This window comes from Stenotrophomonas sp. AGC87, from assembly GCF_057333975.1.
Genome location: NZ_JBHFHW010000018.1, coordinates 6,450 through 26,299, shown reverse-complemented (window position 1 = coordinate 26,299; position 19,850 = coordinate 6,450). Strand labels below are relative to the sequence as shown.

General features: G+C 65.5%; 15 protein-coding genes and 2 tRNA genes. 13 read left to right on the top strand and 4 right to left on the bottom strand.

Annotation, left to right across the window (positions count from 1 at the left end; genetic code table 11):
• The first annotated feature begins 165 nt into the window (after window positions 1-165).
• From ACE026_RS07550 to ACE026_RS07500, 11 genes are all read left to right on the top strand, one after another.
• Window positions 166-242 (top strand) — tRNA-Met (locus ACE026_RS07550).
• Window positions 243-430: 188 nt separating this feature from the next.
• Window positions 431-507: transfer RNA gene (locus tag ACE026_RS07545), tRNA-Met, on the top strand.
• A gap of 726 nt (window positions 508-1,233) precedes the next feature.
• The gene (gene rimP, locus ACE026_RS07540) at window positions 1,234-1,824 is read left to right on the top strand and encodes a ribosome maturation factor RimP (protein ID WP_313208968.1); all 591 of its coding nucleotides are present in this window, start codon (window positions 1,234-1,236) and stop codon (window positions 1,822-1,824) included.
• 4 nt (window positions 1,825-1,828) lie between these two features.
• A complete protein-coding gene (gene nusA, locus ACE026_RS07535) occupies window positions 1,829-3,340 on the top strand; it encodes a transcription termination factor NusA (RefSeq protein WP_019182690.1) in 1,512 nt (503 codons plus the stop codon).
• A 95-nt stretch (window positions 3,341-3,435) separates the two neighbouring features.
• Window positions 3,436-6,075 carry a translation initiation factor IF-2 gene (infB, locus tag ACE026_RS07530; RefSeq protein ID WP_486038573.1) on the top strand — a complete coding sequence of 880 codons (2,640 nt, stop codon included), beginning with the start codon at window positions 3,436-3,438 and terminating at the stop codon, window positions 6,073-6,075.
• A gap of 75 nt (window positions 6,076-6,150) precedes the next feature.
• Window positions 6,151-6,588 (top strand): 30S ribosome-binding factor RbfA, encoded by a 438-nt coding sequence (gene rbfA / locus ACE026_RS07525; protein WP_265308453.1) that lies wholly within the window; start codon window positions 6,151-6,153, stop codon window positions 6,586-6,588.
• Window positions 6,589-6,706: 118 nt separating this feature from the next.
• Window positions 6,707-7,618 carry a tRNA pseudouridine(55) synthase TruB gene (truB, locus tag ACE026_RS07520; RefSeq protein ID WP_486038572.1) on the top strand — a complete coding sequence of 304 codons (912 nt, stop codon included), beginning with the start codon at window positions 6,707-6,709 and terminating at the stop codon, window positions 7,616-7,618.
• A 172-nt stretch (window positions 7,619-7,790) separates the two neighbouring features.
• Window positions 7,791-8,051, top strand: coding sequence for a 30S ribosomal protein S15 (gene rpsO, locus ACE026_RS07515; protein ID WP_038687260.1), 261 nt, complete (start codon window positions 7,791-7,793; stop codon window positions 8,049-8,051).
• Window positions 8,052-8,200: 149 nt separating this feature from the next.
• Entirely contained in the window at window positions 8,201-10,312 is a 2,112-nt protein-coding gene (gene pnp / locus ACE026_RS07510) for a polyribonucleotide nucleotidyltransferase (RefSeq protein WP_486038571.1), read from the top strand.
• Between the two features lie 416 nt (window positions 10,313-10,728).
• A complete protein-coding gene (locus tag ACE026_RS07505; protein WP_486038570.1) occupies window positions 10,729-11,913 on the top strand; it encodes a glycoside hydrolase family 18 protein in 1,185 nt (394 codons plus the stop codon).
• Between the two features lie 51 nt (window positions 11,914-11,964).
• A complete protein-coding gene (locus tag ACE026_RS07500; RefSeq protein ID WP_486038569.1) occupies window positions 11,965-13,563 on the top strand; it encodes a winged helix-turn-helix domain-containing protein in 1,599 nt (532 codons plus the stop codon).
• Here the strand turns inward: ACE026_RS07500 and ACE026_RS07495 are convergent.
• From ACE026_RS07495 to ACE026_RS07480, 4 genes are all read right to left on the bottom strand, one after another.
• Window positions 13,532-14,608 (bottom strand): serine hydrolase domain-containing protein, encoded by a 1,077-nt coding sequence (locus tag ACE026_RS07495; protein ID WP_486038568.1) that lies wholly within the window; start codon window positions 14,606-14,608, stop codon window positions 13,532-13,534. The two genes, ACE026_RS07500 and ACE026_RS07495, sit on opposite strands and share 32 nt — an antisense overlap.
• Before the next feature lie 108 nt (window positions 14,609-14,716).
• Window positions 14,717-16,282: a PepSY-associated TM helix domain-containing protein gene (locus tag ACE026_RS07490; RefSeq protein ID WP_486038567.1), complete on the bottom strand. Its 1,566-nt coding sequence runs from the start codon at window positions 16,280-16,282 to the stop codon at window positions 14,717-14,719.
• A 10-nt stretch (window positions 16,283-16,292) separates the two neighbouring features.
• Window positions 16,293-16,556, bottom strand: a complete 264-nt coding sequence (locus ACE026_RS07485) for a hypothetical protein (RefSeq protein ID WP_123730649.1) — start codon at window positions 16,554-16,556, stop codon at window positions 16,293-16,295.
• Window positions 16,556-16,852: a hypothetical protein gene (locus ACE026_RS07480; protein WP_123730650.1), complete on the bottom strand. Its 297-nt coding sequence runs from the start codon at window positions 16,850-16,852 to the stop codon at window positions 16,556-16,558. Before ACE026_RS07480 ends, ACE026_RS07485 begins: the two co-directional genes overlap by 1 nt.
• Before the next feature lie 344 nt (window positions 16,853-17,196).
• Here ACE026_RS07480 and thrS point away from each other — a divergent pair, with 344 nt between their 5' ends.
• Entirely contained in the window at window positions 17,197-19,101 is a 1,905-nt protein-coding gene (gene thrS, locus ACE026_RS07475) for a threonine--tRNA ligase (RefSeq protein WP_486038566.1), read from the top strand.
• A 48-nt stretch (window positions 19,102-19,149) separates the two neighbouring features.
• Window positions 19,150-19,689 carry a translation initiation factor IF-3 gene (gene infC / locus ACE026_RS07470; RefSeq protein WP_172838068.1) on the top strand — a complete coding sequence of 180 codons (540 nt, stop codon included), beginning with the start codon at window positions 19,150-19,152 and terminating at the stop codon, window positions 19,687-19,689.
• Window positions 19,690-19,850 lie beyond the last annotated feature (161 nt).

Genomic DNA, 19,850 nt, shown 5'->3' with positions numbered 1-19,850 from the left:
GCAGTGGACGAATCAAGCGATACCGGAGACGGTGTCGCTTTTTTCGTTCCAGGGTCTGGCTCGCCTTGGTTGTTTGGCTTTGGCTTTGGCTCAAGGGCTGTGGCACAGCCGATGTTTCAAAGGGGTTGCACGGGAGCTCAAACTCCCTTACAATTCCGCTTCTGCTGCGGGGTGGAGCAGTCTGGCAGCTCGTCGGGCTCATAACCCGAAGGTCGCAGGTTCAAATCCTGCCCCCGCTACCATATAGCTCCGGTGCAAACCGGAGGCAGTGGACGAATCAAGCGATACCGGAGACGGTGTCGCTTTTTTCGTTCCAGGGTCTGGCTCGCCTTGGTTGTTTGGCTTTGGCTTTGGCTCAAGGGCTGTGGCACAGCCGATGTTTCAAAGGGGTTGCACGGGAGCTCAAACTCCCTTACAATTCCGCTTCTGCTGCGGGGTGGAGCAGTCTGGCAGCTCGTCGGGCTCATAACCCGAAGGTCGCAGGTTCAAATCCTGCCCCCGCTACCACAGAAAATCTGCAGTGCAGATGCAGTAGACGAAAAGGCGATCTCGGCAACGAGGTCGCTTTTTTCGTTGTGGCATCGGCATCGGCATCGGCGACGCGGCAGCGCGACGTGACAGTGGAAGGTCGGCGGAGCGGGGCGATGGCGGCGGCGGCGATCGACAGGCTGTCAGCGTCAATGACAAGTCGTCGCCTGAGATGTTGCCCCGCCTTTGCTTGTGACTTCAGTGACTGCCCGGCCATTTCCGTAGGCAGCGGTGTGGGCAGGTTGGCGGGACCATTGGGGCGACATGGATGTCGCCCATGAGCCCCCATGGACGGGTTCACGGCGCGTCCCGCGGACCTGCCCATACCGATGCCCGCGCCGAAGGATGAAACAACGGCTTTTGCCGTTCAGCTTTCCGAATAGAGGGGCCAGAAGCCACCCCAACCATTGCACCAGCGCGGTGCAACGGCTATCATCAGTGGCTTAGCGGACTGTCTACTCATCTCCTGTCAACGGAAATGAACAGGCCCCGCAACCGGCTTCCAGGAACGGCAACCTGTACCCAGGCCGCCGTGACCCCCGGAACGCTGGGCTCGCAGGAACGCACCACGTGCGCATCTGCACCGGAATCCAGCATGACCGGAGTTGTACCGGACAGGGGCCCAACGGGCCCTTTGTTGTTTCCGGAAGGTGGTCCATGCAACGGACCAGACCCGTATTTCTTTTCAACGAATCAAGGCCGACTGTGAGCGACAAGGCAACCGAAATCGCGAATCTGCTCGCCCCCACCGTTCAGTCGCTGGGTCTCGAGCTGCTGGGCGTGGAATATCTGACCGCCCCGGGTGGTGCCACGCTGCGCCTGTACATCGACGTGCCGCTGGCCGAACAGCCCGAGCGCATCGTCAACATCGACGACTGCGAACGTGTCAGCCGCGAAGTGTCTGCCCAGCTGGACGTCGAAGACCCGATCACGGCGAACTACACGCTGGAAGTGTCTTCACCGGGCGTGGACCGCCCGCTGTTCACCGGCGACCAGTTCGAGCGCGCCATCGGCGAATCGGCCAAGGTGACGCTGAGCCTGCCGCAGGATGGCCGCCGCCGTCTGCAGGGCGAGATCCTCGCCGTGGATATCGAACAAGGCACGGTCACCTTCAAGGTCGACAATGCCCCGTTTACCGCCGACATCGAGAACATCGACAAGGCGCGCATCATGCCGGACTGGGCCGCCCTCGGCCTGGCTCCGACCAAACCGACTGGCCCGGCACCCAAACAGGGTGGCAAGGCGAACAAGAAACCATCCAACGAGCCGGCGGCCAAAAAGCCGCGCGCGGAGTGAGCCAATGAGCAAGGAACTTTTGCTGGTAGTGGATGCGGTCGCCAACGAAAAAGGCGTCCCGCGCGAAGTCATCTTCGATGCCATCGAGGCAGCGTTGGCTTCGGCTGCCAAAAAGCGTTACCCGGAAGAAGAAGTGCTGGCCCGTGTGTCGATCGACCACAAGGACGGCAACTACGAAACCTTCCGCCGCTGGGAAGTGGTGGCCGATGACGTGGTCATGGAGTCCCCGGACCGCCAGATCCGTCTGATGGACGCCATCGATGAAGCCGACGGCGTGGAAGTCGGCGATTTCATCGAAGAGCAGATCGAAAACCCGGACTTCGGCCGTATCGCCGCACAGGCCGCCAAGCAGGTGATCGTCCAGCGCGTGCGCGAGGCCGAGCGTCAGCAGGTGGTCGATGCGTGGAAGGATCGTGTCGGCGAACTGGTCACCGGTGTGGTCAAGCGCGCCGAGCGCGGCAACATCTATGTGGACCTGGGCGGCAACGCCGAGGCCTTCATTCCGAAGGACAAAGGCATTCCGCGCGACGTACTGCGCGCTGGCGACCGCGTGCGCGGTTACCTGGCCGAAGTCCGTTCGGAACCGCGTGGCCCGCAGCTGTTCATCAGCCGCGCCGCCCCGGAATTCATGATCGAACTGTTCAAGCTCGAAGTGCCGGAAGTCGGCCAGGGCCTGGTCGAGATCAAGGCCTGTGCACGTGATCCGGGCGACCGCGCCAAGATCGCCGTGCTGGCCCACGATTCGCGTACCGATCCGATCGGTGCCTGCATCGGCATGCGCGGTTCGCGCGTGCAGGCCGTGTCCAACGAGCTCAATGGCGAGCGCGTGGACATCGTGCTGTGGAACGAGAACCCCGCGAACTTCGTCATCAACGCGATGGCGCCGGCGGAAGTGCAGTCGATCATCGTCGATGAAGAAAAGCACTCGATGGACCTGGCCGTGGCGGAAGAGCGCCTGGCCCAGGCGATCGGCAAGGGCGGCCAGAACGTCCGTCTTGCCAGCCGCCTGACCGGTTGGCAGCTCAATGTGATGACCCAGGACCAGGTGACCGCCAAGTCCGAGGCAGAGCAGGGCGTTGCCCGTCAGCTGTTCATGGACAAGCTGGAAGTGGATGAAGAAATCGCCGCCATCCTGGTGACCGAAGGCTTCAACACCGTGGAAGAAATCGCCTACGTCCCGGTCGGCGAACTGCTGGCCGTGGAAGGCTTCGACGAAGACATCGTCGAAGAGCTGCGTGCCCGTGCCCGCGATGCGCTGCTCAACGAAGCGCTGGCGGTGGAAGAAGGTCTGGAAGACGGCTCGCCGTCGGAAGACCTGCTCGCCCTGGAAGGCATGGACGAGGCAACTGCCTACGCCCTGGCCGGTCACGGCGTGCGTACCAGTGAGGACCTGTCGGACCTGGCCGCCGACGAGATCCTCGAGTTCGGCATCGAGGACATGGACCAGGAGCGCGCCGCCGCCCTGATCCTTGCCGCCCGAGCCGAGGAGATCGCCCGCCTGGAGCGCGGCGAATGAGCCAGCGATGAACAGTGCCCTGACCCGCTCAGGGCTTAGACTCCGCGCTGCCTTCGCACGTTTCGAGGGAGCGCCAACCAGATCATAGGATCCGAATGTCGCAGCAAACCACCATCCGCAAGCTTGCCGAACTGGTCAACACCCCGGTCGATAAACTGCTCGTACAACTTGCCGAAGCCGGCATGAAGTTCAGCGGTCCCGACCAGGTCGTGACCAGTACCGAAAAGGTGAAGCTCCTGGGCTTCCTTCGTCGCTCGCACGGCAAGACCGAGCAGCCCGTCGAGAGCACCGACGAAGCCGCCAAGAAGATCACCCTGAACCGTCGCAAGTTGCAGGAAGTGACCGTCAGCGCCGGCCGCAGCAAGACGACCGTCAACGTGGAAGTGCGCCAGAAGCGTACCTACATGAAGGACGCCAGCGGCAAGCCGATGACCGCGGATGAGGAGCGCGCCGACATCCTGCGCAAGCTGGAGGAATCCCGCCAGCGCAATCTGGACGAGCAGCGCGCACTGGCCGAGAAGGACCGTGCGCGCGACGAAGAAATCGCCCGCAAGCGTCAGGAAGAAATCGACGCCAAGGAACGTGCCGAAGCCGAGCGCAAGGCAGCCGAAGCCGCTGCTGAAGCGGCCAAGAACGCACCGCCGGCCCCGGCCCCGGCTGCGGCCAAGCCGGCTGCCGCCGATGCACCGGCCCGCAACGCGCGCCCGGCTGCACCGTCGGCTGCCCGTCCGGCACCGCGTTCGGACGATCGCAACTCGAACAACAACAACCGTCCGGGCGCCAAGCGCGACGACGATGGTGGCAACCGCTTCGCCGGTCAGCTGCATCTGTCGGCCGCCGATCGTGCCCGCCGCGGCAACAACAGCAACTCGCGCGGTCGTCCGACCGGGCGCGTGCAGCACGGCAGCCGCCGTGACAGCAACCAGTCGCGCAGCGGCGGTGGTGCCCATGGGTTCGAACGTCCGGTCGCTCCGATCGTGCGTGACGTCACCATCGGCGACACCATCACCGTCGCCGATCTGGCCCAGAAGCTGGCCGTCAAGGGCGGCGATGTGGTCAAGGCGCTGTTCAAGATGGGCGTCATGGCGACCATCACCCAGACCATCGACCACGACACTGCCGCGCTGGTGACCGAAGAACTCGGCCACAACGTGATCCGTGCCAACACCAACGACGCCGAAGACGCGCTGCTGGCGCTGGCCGGTGGCAACCAGGGCGAGCCGGTGGCACGTCCGCCGGTGGTCACCATCATGGGCCACGTCGACCACGGCAAGACCTCGCTGCTGGATTACATCCGCCGCACCAAGGTCGCCACGGGCGAAGCCGGTGGCATCACCCAGCACATCGGTGCGTACCACGTTGAAACGCCGAAGGGCGTGATCAGCTTCCTGGATACCCCGGGCCACGCGGCGTTTACGTCCATGCGTGCCCGCGGTGCCAAGCTGACCGACATCGTGGTGCTGGTGGTGGCGGCCGATGACGGCGTCATGCCGCAGACCAAGGAAGCCATCCAGCACGCCCGTTCGGCGGGTGTGCCGCTGATCGTGGCGATCAACAAGATCGACAAGTCCGGCGCCGATCCGATGCGCGTCAAGAACGAGCTGCTCACCGAGCAGGTCGTCTCCGAAGATTTCGGTGGTGACGTGCAGATGGTCGAGATCTCGGCCAAGGCGGGTCTGGGCATCGACGACCTGCTGGATGCGATCTCGATCCAGGCCGAACTGCTGGAACTGAAGGCCGTGGCCGACGGTCGCGCCAGTGGCGTGGTCATCGAGTCCTCGCTGGACAAGGGCCGTGGCCCGATCGCCACCGTGCTGGTGCAGCAGGGTTCGCTGAAGAAGGGCGATTACCTGGTCTGCGGTATCCAGTACGGCCGCGTGCGCGCGCTGTTCGACGAAACCGGCGCACAGCCCGACCAGGCTGGTCCGTCGATTCCAGTGCAGGTGCTGGGTCTGTCCGGCGTGCCGGATGCCGGTGATGACTTCGTCGTGGTTGAAGACGAGCGTCTGGCCAAGGACGTTGCGCAGCAGCGCGAAACCAAGCGCCGTGAATCGCGCCTGGTGCAGTCCGCCGGCAGCCGTATGGAAGACATCATGGCGACCCTGGGCAAGGGCGATGGCCAGCAGGTGCTGAACCTGGTGATCAAGGCCGACGTGCAGGGTTCGGTGCAGGCGCTGAGCCAGGCACTGGTCGCGCTGTCCAACGACGACATCCGCATCAACGTGATCCACTCCGGCGTGGGCGGCATCACCGAATCGGACGCCAACTCGGCGGTTGCCTCCAAGGCCACCGTGATCGGCTTCAACGTGCGCGCCGACGCCTCCGCGCGTCGCATCATCGAGTCCAACGGTGTGGATCTGCGTTACTTCTCGATCATCTATGACGTGATCGATCAGGTGAAGCAGGTGGCCTCCGGTCTGCTCGGCGTGGAAATCCGCGAAGAGATCATCGGTATCGCCCAGGTCCGCGATGTGTTCCGCAGCTCGAAGTTCGGTGCGGTCGCAGGCTGCATGATCATCGAAGGTACGGTGAAGCGCAGCAAGCCGATCCGCGTCCTGCGCGACAGCGTCGTGGTCTTCGAAGGCGAGCTGGAATCGCTGCGTCGCTTCAAGGAGAACGTCGAAGAAGTCCGCAACGGTACCGAATGCGGTATCGGCGTGAAGGCTTACAACGACGTCAAGCCGGGTGATCAGATCGAGTGCTTCGAGCGTATCGAAGTGCCGCGCACCCTGTAATGTTCCAGGCCGGACCGCATCGCGCGGTCCGGCTTTTTCGCTTACGCATCACCCTTCAAGACGAGTCCGCCTACCGTGCCAAAGACCTTCCATCGAACCGACCGTGTTTCCGCCCAGATCCGCCGCGAACTGGGGACGCTCGTGCACAACGCCGTGCGTGTACACGGCCTGCCTTCGGTGAGCGTCTCCGACGTGGAAATCACCCGTGACATGGCGCATGCCAAGATCTTCGTCACCGCGCTGATGCCCGAACGTTCGGTGGAGGCCATGAAAGGCCTGAAGGAATTGGCCTGGGAGCTGCGGATGGAGCTGGCGCGTGCGATGAAGCTGCGCCACGTGCCCGAGCTGCACTTCCACTACGATGATTCGGTGGATCGCGGCGAGCGCATCGACAACATCCTGCGCGATCTGCCCGATACGCTGGCGGCTGAGAAGAGCCGGCAGGGCGATGAAGGCGGCGAAGATGACGCGGACGAAGGCGAAGACGCCGACGAAGGCGACAAGAAAGCCTGATGGACCAACAGCCCGAAAGGGCTGTTGTCTTATGGGGCGGGGCCTGTCGCAGTGCGACCGCTCCGCCGGAGGCCGGATTGACCGGCAGCGCCACACGGCGCCGTTTTGAATTGAATGCATGGCACCCCGAATTTCATTCCGCCGCCTGGATGGCATCCTGCTGCTCGACAAGCCGACCGGCATGAGCTCCAACGCGGCCCTGCAGGTGGCCCGCCGCCTGTACCGCGCCGAGAAGGGCGGCCACACCGGCAGCCTGGATCCGCTGGCCACCGGGCTGCTGCCACTGTGCTTCGGTGAAGCGACCAAGATTGCCGGCCTGCTGCTCGGCTCGGCCAAGGCCTATGACGCCGAAGTGGTGCTGGGCCAGACCACCGATACCGATGACTCCGATGGCACCGTGCTGCGCGAGCGGCCGGTCCCGGCCATCAGTGCGGCCGAGCTGGAGGCGGCGCTGGCACCGCTGCGCGGTCGCATCCGCCAGCGCGCCCCGATCTACTCCGCGCTCAAGCAGGGCGGCGAGCCGCTGTACCTGAAGGCCCGCCGTGGCGAGGCGATCGAAGCGCCGGAGCGCGATGTGGAGGTCCACGCCCTGGAGGTGCTGGCGCAGCAGCCGACCCGGCTGTCGCTGCGGGTGACCTGCGGTTCAGGCACGTACATCCGCAGCCTGGCCCGCGATCTTGGCGAGACGCTGGGCTGCGGCGCCCATATCGCCGGCCTGCGCCGGCTGTGGGTGGATCCCTTCCGTGAGGCGCCGATGGTCACCCTGGAGACCCTGCGCGCCTTGGCCGAGCAGGGCGATGAGGCCGGCATGGAGGCCCTGCTGCTGCCGCTGGACGCGGGTCTGGCCCATTACCCGCGGGTCACGCTGGACGACGAGCAGACCCGTCGCTTCCGGGTGGGTCAGCGCATCCGCGACGCCAGCTGGCCGCAGGGTGGGGTGGTGGTCTTCGGCCCGGAGGAGGCGATCCAGGGCCTGGGCCAGGTCGACGAGACCGGTCTGCTGGCCCCGCAGCGCCTGTTCAACCTCTGAGCGACCCGGCCGGGCACCACCCCGGTCCTTGTTCCGGACGGCCGCTGACGTTACAATTTCGCGGCCTTTTCAGGCTTCCCGCGTTCTGCGGGTTCATCCTTTCGTTAACGGCGAGTCGCGCGGTACGTCAATGGGACGTTTCTGCGGGCCACGCATCCAAGAGAAAACAGATATGTCGATCGACACCCAGAAAGTCATTGAAGACAACAAGCGCAGCGCGGCTGACACCGGCTCCCCGGAAGTCCAGGTCGCTCTGCTGACCGCCCGCATCGAACTGCTGACCGGCCACTTCAAGACCCACAAGAAGGATCACCACAGCCGTCGTGGTCTGCTGCAGATGGTCAACCGTCGCCGCAGCCTGCTCGACTACCTGAAAAAGAAAGACGCTCCGCGTTACAAGGCCCTGATCGAAAAGCTCGGCCTGCGTCGCTAAGCACGAACCCCCACCGCGGCGCAGGAATGCGCCGCGGTTTTGTTTTGGTCGTACCGCAATAAACGCCTGGGCCGGACAACCGGTCACCCGTCGGCGGCAAGGGTCGCCCGCGGTCCATTCGAAGAAAGCATCATCCAAGGACATCCCCCGTGGCAAAAATCACCAAAACCTTCCAGTACGGCAAGCACACCGTCACGCTTGAGACCGGCGAAATCGCCCGTCAGGCCGGTGGCGCCGTCATCGTCAAGTTCGACGACACCGTGCTGCTGGTCTCCGCCGTTGCCGCCAAGAGCGCGCGTGAGGGCCAGGACTTCTTCCCCCTGACCTGTGACTACCAGGAGAAGTTCTACGCCGGTGGCCGTATCCCGGGTGGCTTCTTCAAGCGCGAAGGCCGCGCGACCGAAAAAGAGACGCTGATTTCGCGCCTGATCGATCGCCCGATCCGTCCGCTGTTCCCGGAAGACTACAAGAATGAAGTTCAGATCATCGCCACGGTGATGTCGCTGAACCCGGACATCGATGGTGACATCGCTGCCCTGATCGGCGCCTCGGCTGCGCTGTCGCTGGCCGGTACCCCGTTCAAGGGTCCGATCGCCGCCGCCAAGGTGGGTTACAAGAACGGTGAGTACATCCTCAACCCGACCGTGACCGAACTGAAGGATTCGGAGCTGGAGCTGGTTGTCGCCGGTACCGCCAACGCCGTGCTGATGGTGGAATCCGAAGCCGCGCTGCTGTCCGAAGACGTGATGCTGGGCGCTGTGACCTTCGGTCACCGCGAAATGCAGAAGGTCATCAACGCGATCAACGAGCTGACCGTGGAAGCCGGCACCAAGCCGTCGACCTGGGTTGCCCCGGCCAAGAACGACGCCCTGATCAGCGCCCTGCAGGAAGCCATCGGCCCGCGTCTGGGCGAAGCCTTCCAGGTGCGCGACAAGCTGCAGCGCCGTGACGCCATCTCGGCGATCAAGAAGGACGTGACCGAGTCGCTGGCTGGCCGTGTGGCCGCTGACGGCTGGAACCCGGCCGAGCTGTCGAAGGAATTCGGCGAGCTGGAATACAGCACCATGCGCAACTCGGTGCTCGACACCAAGGTCCGCATCGACGGCCGTGCGCTGGACACCGTCCGCCCGATCGCCGTGAAGACCGGCATCCTGCCGCGTACCCACGGCTCCTCGCTGTTCACCCGCGGTGAAACGCAGGCCATCGTGACCATCACCCTGGGCACCGCCCGTGATGGCCAGGTCATCGATGCCGTCGCCGGTGAGTACAAGGAAAACTTCCTCTTCCATTACAACTTCCCCCCCTACTCGGTGGGTGAGACCGGCCGCATGATGGGCCCGAAGCGCCGCGAAATCGGCCACGGCCGTCTCGCCAAGCGCGGCGTGCTGGCAGTGATGCCGTCGCTGGAAGCCTTCCCGTACACCATCCGCGTGGTCTCGGAAATCACCGAATCCAACGGCTCCTCGTCGATGGCCTCGGTCTGCGGTTCCTCGCTGGCCCTGATGGACGCCGGCGTGCCGGTGAAGTCGCCGGTGGCGGGTATCGCCATGGGTCTGGTCAAGGAAGGCGAGCGCTTCGTCGTCCTGTCCGACATCCTGGGTGACGAAGATCACCTGGGCGACATGGACTTCAAGGTGGCCGGTACCGCTGAGGGCATCTCCGCCCTGCAGATGGACATCAAGATCGAAGGCATCACCGAAGAGATCATGAAGCAGGCACTGCAGCAGGCCAAGGCTGGCCGTCTGCACATCCTGGGTGAAATGGCCCACGGCCTGACCGCCCCGCGCGAAGAGCTGTCGGACTACGCGCCGCGCCTGCTGACCATCAAGATCCACCCGGACAAGATCCGCGAAGTGATCGGCAAGGGTGGTTCCACCATCCAGGCCATCACCAAGGAAACCGGCACCCAGATCGACATCCAGGATGACGGCACCATCGTCATCGCGTCGGTCAACGCCATCGCTGCGCAGGCTGCCAAGGCCCGCATCGAGCAGATCACCTCGGACGTCGAGCCGGGCCGCATCTACGAAGGCAAGGTCGCCAAGATCATGGACTTCGGTGCGTTCGTCACGATCCTGCCGGGCAAGGACGGTCTGGTCCACGTGTCGCAGATCTCCAGCGACCGCGTCGAGAAGGTCGGCGATGTGCTGAAGGAAGGCGATGTGGTCAAGGTCAAGGTGCTGGAAGTCGACAAGCAGGGCCGTATCCGCCTGTCGATGAAGGCCGTCGAAGAAGGCGAGGGCGCCCCCGCCGCCGAGTAATCGGCCCACGCCGATCTCGCGGTAGGAGAGGGCTGTCGGTCCTCACGCCTACGCAGACAAGAAAAGGCGGGCTTCGGCCCGCTTTTTTTGTGCCCGCATTTCGAACCCATTGAACCGCACCGCCGTGCAGCGTCATGCCATGCAGGGTTGAATGACTGTGCCCATCAGGCGTGCACGCGCACTGCGCAGTGGGGCACGCGGGACAGACTGCGTGTTCATGCGCCGCAGCCAACGCCCTCGGGTGACACATCTGTGGCGCCTGCCCGCTCGCGCTGCGCGGCCTGCGGACAGTCGCCAGACCCGCGCGGGTCAGCCGGGCGTGTCCGCCGGACGGATTCGCAGGACATCACTGCGGAAAGCGCCCGCACACCCTATCGCGCTGCTAACGTGGCCTCGCCTTCGACCCGGGAGATCCCATGTTCCGTCCTACCGTCGCTGTCCTCGCCGTCCTGATCGCCAGCGTCATGCCGCAGGCCGCGTCCGCCGCCGAGCCGTTGCCCAAGGTGATCGGCGCGTATTACCCGGGCGGCTCCGCCGAGCGCTACCCGGTGGAGAACATTCCGGCCGATACGCTGACCCATCTGTTCTACGCGTTCGCCACCATCGATCAAGGGCAATGCGTGGTCGCGCCGCAGGCCGATGCGCACTTCAAGGCACTGGCCACGCTCAAGCGCGCGCATCCCACGCTGCACACGCTGATCTCGATCGGTGGCTGGAACGCCGGGGGCTTCTCCGATGCGGCGCTGACCGCACAAAGCCGCCAGCGCTTCGTGTCTTCCTGCGTGGCGATGTTCTTCGAGCGTCATCGCGGCAGCTTTGACGGCGTGGACATTGATTGGGAGTTCCCCGTGTATGGTGGCCCGACCGAGATCACCGACCGCCCGGAAGACCGGCGCAACATGACCCTGCTGGTGCGCGAGTTCCGCCGCCAGCTTGATGCGCTGGACAAGGCCGACGGCCAGCATCGGCTGGTCACCGCCGCACTGCCGGCCGGCCGCGTGCAGACCGATGGTCCGTATGATCCGGCACGGAGCTATGAGCTCAAGGAACTCGGCCGTACGCTCGATTTCATCAACCTGATGAGCTACGACATGGGCACCGGCTTTTCGGCGGTGTCCACCTTCAACGCGCCGCTGCACGAGGTGCCCGAAGATCCGCTGGCGCCCGGGCAGAAGCGCTGGAACAGCGTGGCCGGCGCGGTGGCGTATTACGAGCAGCAGGGCGTGCCGAAGGAGAAGCTGGTGCTGGGGGTGCCGTTCTACGGCCGCGGCTTCAAGCTTGAAGGCGACGCCAATCATGGCCTCTACCAGCGCTACAGCGCGCCGCATCCGGCCGGCGACTGGCGGCAGATCCAGGCCAGCATGCTCGGCCAGCCCGGCTGGCAGCGGCACTGGCACCCGGTTGCGCAGACCCCGTGGTTGTACAACGCCACCGAGAAGGTCTTCGTCAGCTTCGAGGATCCCATCTCGATCGGCCTGCGCGCGAGTTTTGCCAAGGACAGCGGTCTGCGCGGTGTCTTCATGTGGGAGCTGACCGGCGACGATGCGCAGGGCAGCCTGCTCAAAGCGATGGTGGCGCCGTTCCAGGGCGCTGCGAAGTAAGCCCGCGGGAAGGGGCACCGCGACGCAGGCACGTGCCCTATGCTTGCCCGCATGGAGACCGTCCGCCTGTTGGATCTGCACATCGACCGCACCGCACAGCAGGTGCGGCGCGGCGATGAGGTGTTGCCGGTCAACGGGCTGAGTTGGCGGCTGTTGGAGTGTCTGCTGGCGCATGGCGACGCCGTCGTCGATTTCGACACGCTGGCCGATCAGGTGTGGGCACCGGCGGTGGTCGGTGAGGATGCGATCAGCCAGCGGGTGAAGTTGCTCAGGCAGGCCTTGGGCGATGACAGCCGACGGCCACGGTATGTGCGCTCGGTGCGCGGCCGTGGCTACCAGCTGTGCGCATCGCCGCAGCCGATAGTGCACGACACCGTTGCCACCGTCACCGCTGAGGGTGCCCGCGCGACACGCAGACACCGACGCGCACACTGGGTCTGGCTGGCAGCGGGAGTGACAGCCGCCGCAGCGGTTGCCGCGTTCATCGTGATCCGTTCCGGTACCGCGCCGGTGTCGCCTGCCGATCCGGTGCTGCAGCGCGCTGCGTATTACGCGGGCATCGGCCAGGCCAGCAACAACGAGCGCGCGATCGCGTTGTACCGCCAGGCGCTGCACATCGACCCCGAATCGTTGGCAGCGCGGCGCGGGCTTGCGCGGGCGCTGGCTGCCGATGCCTGCCTGTTCAATGGCGCCCGCGAGCGCGCGCAGGACGCATTGGTGCTGGCCGGCCAGGTGGTCCGCATGGCGCCCGACGATGCGACCGGATGGGCGGCGCGGGGCTACGCCTACGATTGCCTCGGCGCGATGCCGCAGGCCATGGCCGACTATCAACAGGCCCTGCAGCGCGACCCGGATGACGAGCGCACCCGCGCCTCGCTGGCCTATCTGCATCAGGAGCGCGGGCACCTCGCGCAGGCACTGCAGGACAACCTGTCGCTGCGGGCTCCGGAGCGTGTCCGCTTCCGCGACGTGCAGGTCGCGCGCGAACTGGAGCTGCTCGGTTTCACCGATGCCGCCGCGCGCCGCCATGCACATAACTTCCAGCTCTATCCCGACAATGTGTTCGCCAACATTGCCTGGCCGCACAGCCTGCTGGCGATGGGCGAGCCGGGCAAGGCGCAGCAGGCGCTAGATCAGGCGCTGGCGCGTGGGACCCCACATCCGCAACTGCTGCGTCTGCAGGGCGAACTGCGGCTGTTGAACGGGAATCGGAAGGGGGCTGCTGACGCCTTCGAGCAGAGCCGGGCACTGCGCCCACAGCAGTCGATGGGGCAGACCCTGGCCGGTCTGTACGGCGATCCAGCGCCTACGCCGGCATGGATTGCCGAGCGTCTGCAACTGCTGAAAGGGCAGGGCGACGATGGCTGGTCCGACACCGCGCTGGAGCGTGCACTGTTGCTGCAGGCCCAAGGCGAAGAGGCCGCCGCGCTGGCGGCCCTGCATCACGCGCTGAACGCCGGCTTCCGCGATGCGGCGTGGTTGCGCGCTACCCCCTTGTTTGCGCCGCTGCACGGTGTGGCTGGCTGGCAGGGACTGCTCGACACGATCGAGGCGGATGTATCTGCCCAGCGTGCCCAGGTGCTGGCCGCCCCGGGGCGCCCAACAGACCTCCAGGGCCTCAGCGCAGCGCGGGCAGCAGGAACTCGGTAAGGATGCGGCGCGATTGCGGGTGGGCGTAGCTGCGGTTGTAGGCCTGGCTGGTGATCACCGCCACCAGCTTTTTCTCCGGCATCACGAACACGTAGTTGCCGCCGTTGCCGGACATCGTCCACACAGTGCTGTCGTGCCCATCGACCGGAAGCTTCAGCCCCCACCACTGATAGCCGTAGTCGCTGCCATCACCGGCGGTGGCCTGGGCGCTCACCATCGCCCGCACATAGCCGGTGGGGATCAGCTGCTTGCCCTGCCAGCGTCCCTCGGCCAGCACCAGTTCGCCCAACCGTGCCAGGTCCCGGCTGCGGTAACGCGTTCCACCGCCGCCCATGCCGATGCCCTCCGGTGAGCGGTTCCACGTGCTCGCGGTGATGCTCAGCGGGCGCTCCAGCACCTGCGCGGCGTAGTCGGCCAAGGGGCGCTTCGTGGCCTGCTCCAGCACCGCGCCGAGCACGAAGGAATTGGCCGTGCAGTAGGCATGCGCGCGGCCGTGCGGGCTGTCTTCCGGTCGGGTCATCCACGGTGCGAAGCCTTTGACCGGCAGCGACAGCGCGAAGTCCAGCCAGTGCTCGGTCACGTACATGCGCTCTTCGTTGCCGGCCGAGAACGCATTCTCGTCATCGCACTCCCACAGGGTGCTCATGGTGAGCAGGTCTTCCACCGTCATCGCGCGCAGCCGGGGATCGACGGAATGACCGGCGGTGAACGCGGGAAAGTAGTCGTACACACGGGCCTGCACGCCGGGCAGGGACCCATCGCCGATGGCCGCGCCGACCAGCATCGCGGTCACGCTTTTGCTGGCCGAGCGCACGTCATTGAGGGTCTCCGCCGTACCACCGTTGAAGTAGCCCTCGTAGGCCACCTGGCCGTCCACCAGCAGCAGCACGCTGGTGATCTGTTTGATGTCCTGACTGGCGATCGCCGACTCCAGTGCGGTGATCCGGGCGCTGTCCAGCGCCGCGGGTGCGGCGGGAGCGGTCAGTGGCAGGGCGGCCGCCAGGGCGAAGACCAGGGCGGCAAGTCGGTGTCGGTAGTGGTGCATGGGCAAGGCTCCTCGAGATGAGGGCCGACTACGCCATGACGCGGTCTGAAGTGCTGGAAACGTGGCTGAAGAATTCTGAAAGCCCGGCGCCGCAGGCCTCCAGGGTCATCAGCGCGGTGCACTCCAGACGCTGTTCGGGTCGCCATGCCGCGCGCGGCGCAGGCTCGCCCGCGCCAGCGTGGCAAATCCGAATGCCAGTGCGAGGGCCACCGCATCCACCCAGAACAGCGGCCAGTAGCCACGTGCCGCGCTCGCCCACGGCCAGTAGCCGGTCAGGCCGCCGTGCGCCACCGCCACCAGTGCGGTGCTGATGGCGGCCGCCCAGAGCAGCTCACGGGCGGCCTGGTCGGGGCGACGCAGTGCCGCCCACAGCGCACACGCGGCCCAGGTGGCGAAACAGATCCAGCGGATGCCGTGATCCACGGCCTGCGGCGCGACCTGTTCCAGGATCTGGGCGCCCACGAAGCTCGCCGAGACCGCCACGCACAGCCCGATACAGACCCCCACCGTGGCCCGGGCCATGTTGATCTGCGCGCGCCCCTGTTCCACCTGGCGCCGTTTGCGACGCGATTCGATCCACAGCAGGTTGCCCGAGTAGAACAGGAAGGCGCCGCCCAGGCCGAGCAGGAAGTACAGCCACACCACCACGCCATTGCCGAACTCGCCGAAGTGCAGCGCGTAGGCCGCGCCGAGGGTGGCGTGGTTGGCATCGCGTTGGCCGGGCAGCTGGCTGCTCAGCAGGCGGCCGGTGGCCGCATCCAAGCCGACCGCGCCGAGCGGCCCCAAGGTGCCGCCGGATTCGCCGGTGATCTCGATCGTGGCGTTGGCATCGCCGGCATGGGCGAGCTTCAGGAAGGCCGGTTCGAAATCGGCCACGCCCTGTGCGCGCGCCACTTCGATGGCGCGTGCGTGAAGCATGCGCAGGTTGATGTCATCGCCGGGCTGGCCGCTGGGCTCGCGTACCGGGGCGGTGTCCATCGCCGCCGGCACCGCCTGCAGCAGCTTGCCGTCGAAGATCAGCGGATTCAGCGCCGCCATCTGCAGGAAGATCAGGCAGAGCAGCGCGCCGGTGACCGCGAACATCAGGTGGAAGGGCAGGCTGAGCACGCCGATCACGTTGTGCGCGTCCTGCCACATCTGCTTGAGGTTGCGGCCCGGGCGCAGCGCGAACAGATCGCCCAGCAGCTTGGGCAGGTGGATGACCAGCCCGCTGAGCAGGGCCACGCCATACAGCAGGCTGACGATGCCCATCAGGTAGGTGCCGGCGACCGGCAGGCCGAGGCTGTAATGCAGTTCGTTGACCAGCTCTGCCAGCCCGGTCTGCGGCGGGGTCACGCTGCCGTCGTAGTGGTCCAGCCACGCATACAGCCAGGTGCCCTGGGCATCCTGCCAATACGCGATCGGCTGCGGGTGATCCGCCCCCGGGAAGGTCATGCCCACGTGGGCGCGTGCGGCCGGGTGGCGCTCGAGCACCCCCTCGAGCAGGCGCTGCGCGTCGTCCAGGCTCGCGGCCGGGGTATCCACCGCATGCGGGGTCTGCCACAGCGGCAGATCGTGGTGGAACAGGGTCAGCGCACCGGCGTAGAACGCCACGAACAGCGCGAAACCGGCCACCAGGCCGACCCACGTATGCAGCGTGGTGAAGGTGCGCAGGGTCTGGGAACTGAACTTCATCGTATCGCTCTCATTGCACCGCGCCGGTCAGGCGCAGCAGCCACAACAGGCCGAATCCGGCCAGGGCGGTCGCGCTCATCACGGCCCACGCCCGCAGCCCGGTGCGGAAGCTGAAGGCCCAGATCGCCGCCAGCATCCACAGCGGAATGAAGGCGATCAGGCTGGGTACCAGCGCGCTCTGCCACGGCCCCGGCGGCAGCCAGGCGACCAGGCCGGTGGCCGCGGCGGCCACGAAGAAGCCTGCCAGTAAGCCGGCGCCCGCCCGTGCCCACATCAGCGCATCACCTGTGCCGGGCGGTGCCAGGCAGCAAGCAGGGGCAGCAGGACCGCCGCCAACATCCAGCTGCACAGCATCACCACCACGCCGGTGGCGATGCCCAGATTGGCGATCCACAGCCACAGCGCCGCCACCGCAGCTACCAGGCTGATCTGCCGGCCAAGGCGGCCGGCACGGCGCAGGCGCGGCCAGCGGCAATGCGGTGAGGCGGCATACAGCGCCAGCGCGGAAAACGCGGAGCCGACCAGCGCCAGGCTGCAGAAGCCGAGCGAGGTCAGGGCAACAGTGATCATCGGCAATCCAATCGGCAAACCTGTCCTGGGCAGGACAGTAATCCGCGCATGGTAATCATTGCGGTTTGTGGGCGCCACACGGACGCATTCAGGCGGTCCCGTTGCTTGGCCGCAGCGGGAGCGGCGCATTCATCGGCGGATTGGTTTAAGATCAGGGCATCTCTATCGAGGCAACAAGGTGGCCCGCGCCCTGCGCCGGTCTAGCGTGTGACATGAGCACTACCACCGCCCGCCGCTGAACGCCCCCGACGGCCCCTGACGCTGGCGCCTTCGTGGCGCTTTTTTATTGCCTCGCCCCCGGATTCTCCAGGCCCCCTTGCGGGCCACCAGACCAAAGCACTCTCATGATCGCGATCACGCTCCCCGACGGCAGCCGCCGTGAATTCGAAAACCCCGTCAGTGTCATGGACGTCGCCCAGTCCATCGGCGCCGGCCTGGCCAAGGCCACCATCGCCGGTGCCGTGGATGGCGTGCTGGTCGATGCCAGTGACGTTATCGACCACGATGCCAGCCTGCGCATCATCACCGCCAAGGACGAGGAGGGGGTGGAGATCATCCGCCACTCCGCCGCCCATCTGGTCGGCCATGCGGTCAAGCAGCTGTACCCGGACGTCAAGATGGTGATCGGCCCGGTCATCGCCGAAGGCTTCTACTACGACATCTACTCCGAGCGCCCGTTCACGCCCGACGACATGGCCGCCATCGAAAAGCGCATGGGCGAACTGATCGCGCAGGACTACGACGTCATCAAGAAGGTCACCCCGCGTGCAGAGGTCATCGAGATCTTCAAGGCGCGTGGCGAAGACTACAAGCTGCGCCTGATCGAAGACATGTCGCCGGAAATCCAGGCGATGGGCATGTACTACCATCAGGAATACGTGGATATGTGCCGCGGCCCGCACGTGCCCAACACGCGCTTCCTGAAGGCCTTCAAGCTGACCCGCATTTCCGGGGCCTACTGGCGCGGCGATGCCAAGAACGAGCAGCTGCAGCGCATCTACGGCACCGCCTGGGCCGACAAGAAGCAGCTTGAGGCCTACATCAAGCGCATCGAAGAAGCCGAAATGCGCGATCACCGCCGCATCGGCAAGCAGCAGGAGCTGTTCCACCTGCAGGAAGAGGCCCCGGGCCTGGTGTTCTGGCATCCCAAGGGCTGGGCGCTGTGGCAGGTGGTCGAGCAGCACATGCGCCGTGTGTACCGCGACAGCGGCTACGGCGAAGTGCGCTGCCCGCAGATCCTGGATGTGTCGCTGTGGCAGAAGTCCGGCCACTGGGACAACTACCAGGAAAACATGTTCTTCACCGAATCGGAGAAGCGCACCTACGCGGTCAAGCCGATGAACTGCCCGGGCCACATCCAGGTGTTCAACCAGGGCCTGCACAGCTACCGCGATCTGCCGATCCGCTACGGTGAGTTCGGCTCGTGCCACCGCAACGAGCCTTCCGGCGCGCTGCACGGCATCCTGCGCGTGCGTGGTTTCACCCAGGACGACGGCCACGTGTTCTGCACCGAGTCGCAGATCGAAGCCGAAGTGACGGCCTTCCACCAGCAGGCGCTGGCGGTCTACACGACCTTCGGTTTCGACGAGATCCAGATCAAGATCGCGCTGCGCCCGGAAAAGCGCCTCGGCGATGACGCCACCTGGGACAAGGCTGAAGCCGCGCTGCGTTCGGCGCTGGGCAACTGTGGCGTGGAGTGGCAGGAGCTGCCGGGCGAGGGCGCCTTCTACGGCCCGAAGATCGAGTACCACCTCAAGGACGCCATCGGCCGTACCTGGCAGCTGGGCACGATGCAGGTCGATTTCATGATGCCCGGCCGCCTCGGCGCCGAGTACGTGGACGAAAACAGCCAGAAAAAGCACCCGGTCATGCTGCACCGGGCCATCGTCGGCTCGATGGAGCGGTTCATCGGCATCCTGATCGAGCACCACGCCGGGTCCTTCCCGTCCTGGCTGGCTCCGACTCAGGTCGTGGTGGCCAATATCACCGATGCGCAGGCTGAATACGTCAGCGAAGTACGGAAAACCCTTGCAGATCAAGGCTTCCGCGTGAACGCCGATTTGCGCAACGAGAAGATCGGATATAAGATTCGCGAGCATACGCTGCAGCGGGTCCCGTACCTGCTGGTGGTTGGCGACCGTGAGAAGGAAAATGGCGCCGTGGCCGTGCGTACGCGCTCTGGCGAAGATCTGGGCAGCATGTCCGTCCAGGCCTTCATCGAGCGGTTGCAGGCAGAACAGTCCGTGTAAGAAAGTCCCGGCCCTGCGGATGCTCCGCGATGGGCCGGTTTGATTCCTCTGGGAGATTGCAATATCAGTACCCCTGACAACAAACAGAACCGCAAGAATCAGGAAATCCGGGTGCCGCGCGTCCGCGTGATCGGCAGCGACGGAGAAATGATTGGTGTGTTGACGCGTGACGAAGCGCTGTCGATGGCCGAAGACGAAGGTCTGGACCTGGTCGAGATTCAGCCGCAGGCTGATCCGCCGGTGTGCAAGATCATGGACTTCGGCAAGTTCAAGTTCGAAGCGCAGAAGAAGGCCAACGAGGCCAAGAAGAAGACCAAGCAGGTCGAGATCAAGGAAGTGAAGTTCCGCCCGGTCACCGATGAAGGTGATTACCAGATCAAGCTGCGCAAGATGCGCGGTTTCCTGGAAGAGGGCGACAAGATCAAGGTCAACATCCGCTTCCGTGGCCGTGAAATGAGCCATCAGGAACTGGGTCGCGAGATGGCCAGCCGGATCGAAGGTGATCTGGGCGAGGACATCGTGATCGAGTCCCGCCCGCGCCTTGAAGGCCGGCAGATGGTGATGATGATCGCGCCGAAGAAGAAGTAACCGGCCATCGGCCCCAGGCCGAACGGGCGGGGCGTAGCGCCGGGCCATGCCCGGCCGCCGGCGCCGCCGGTGTCGAGTGCTTCAGATTCGCGTTACAAGGCACGGGCGCCTTTTCAGGCGCCTGCTGCCGTTTGCCGTGGCCGCAGCCTCTGCGGCCCGGG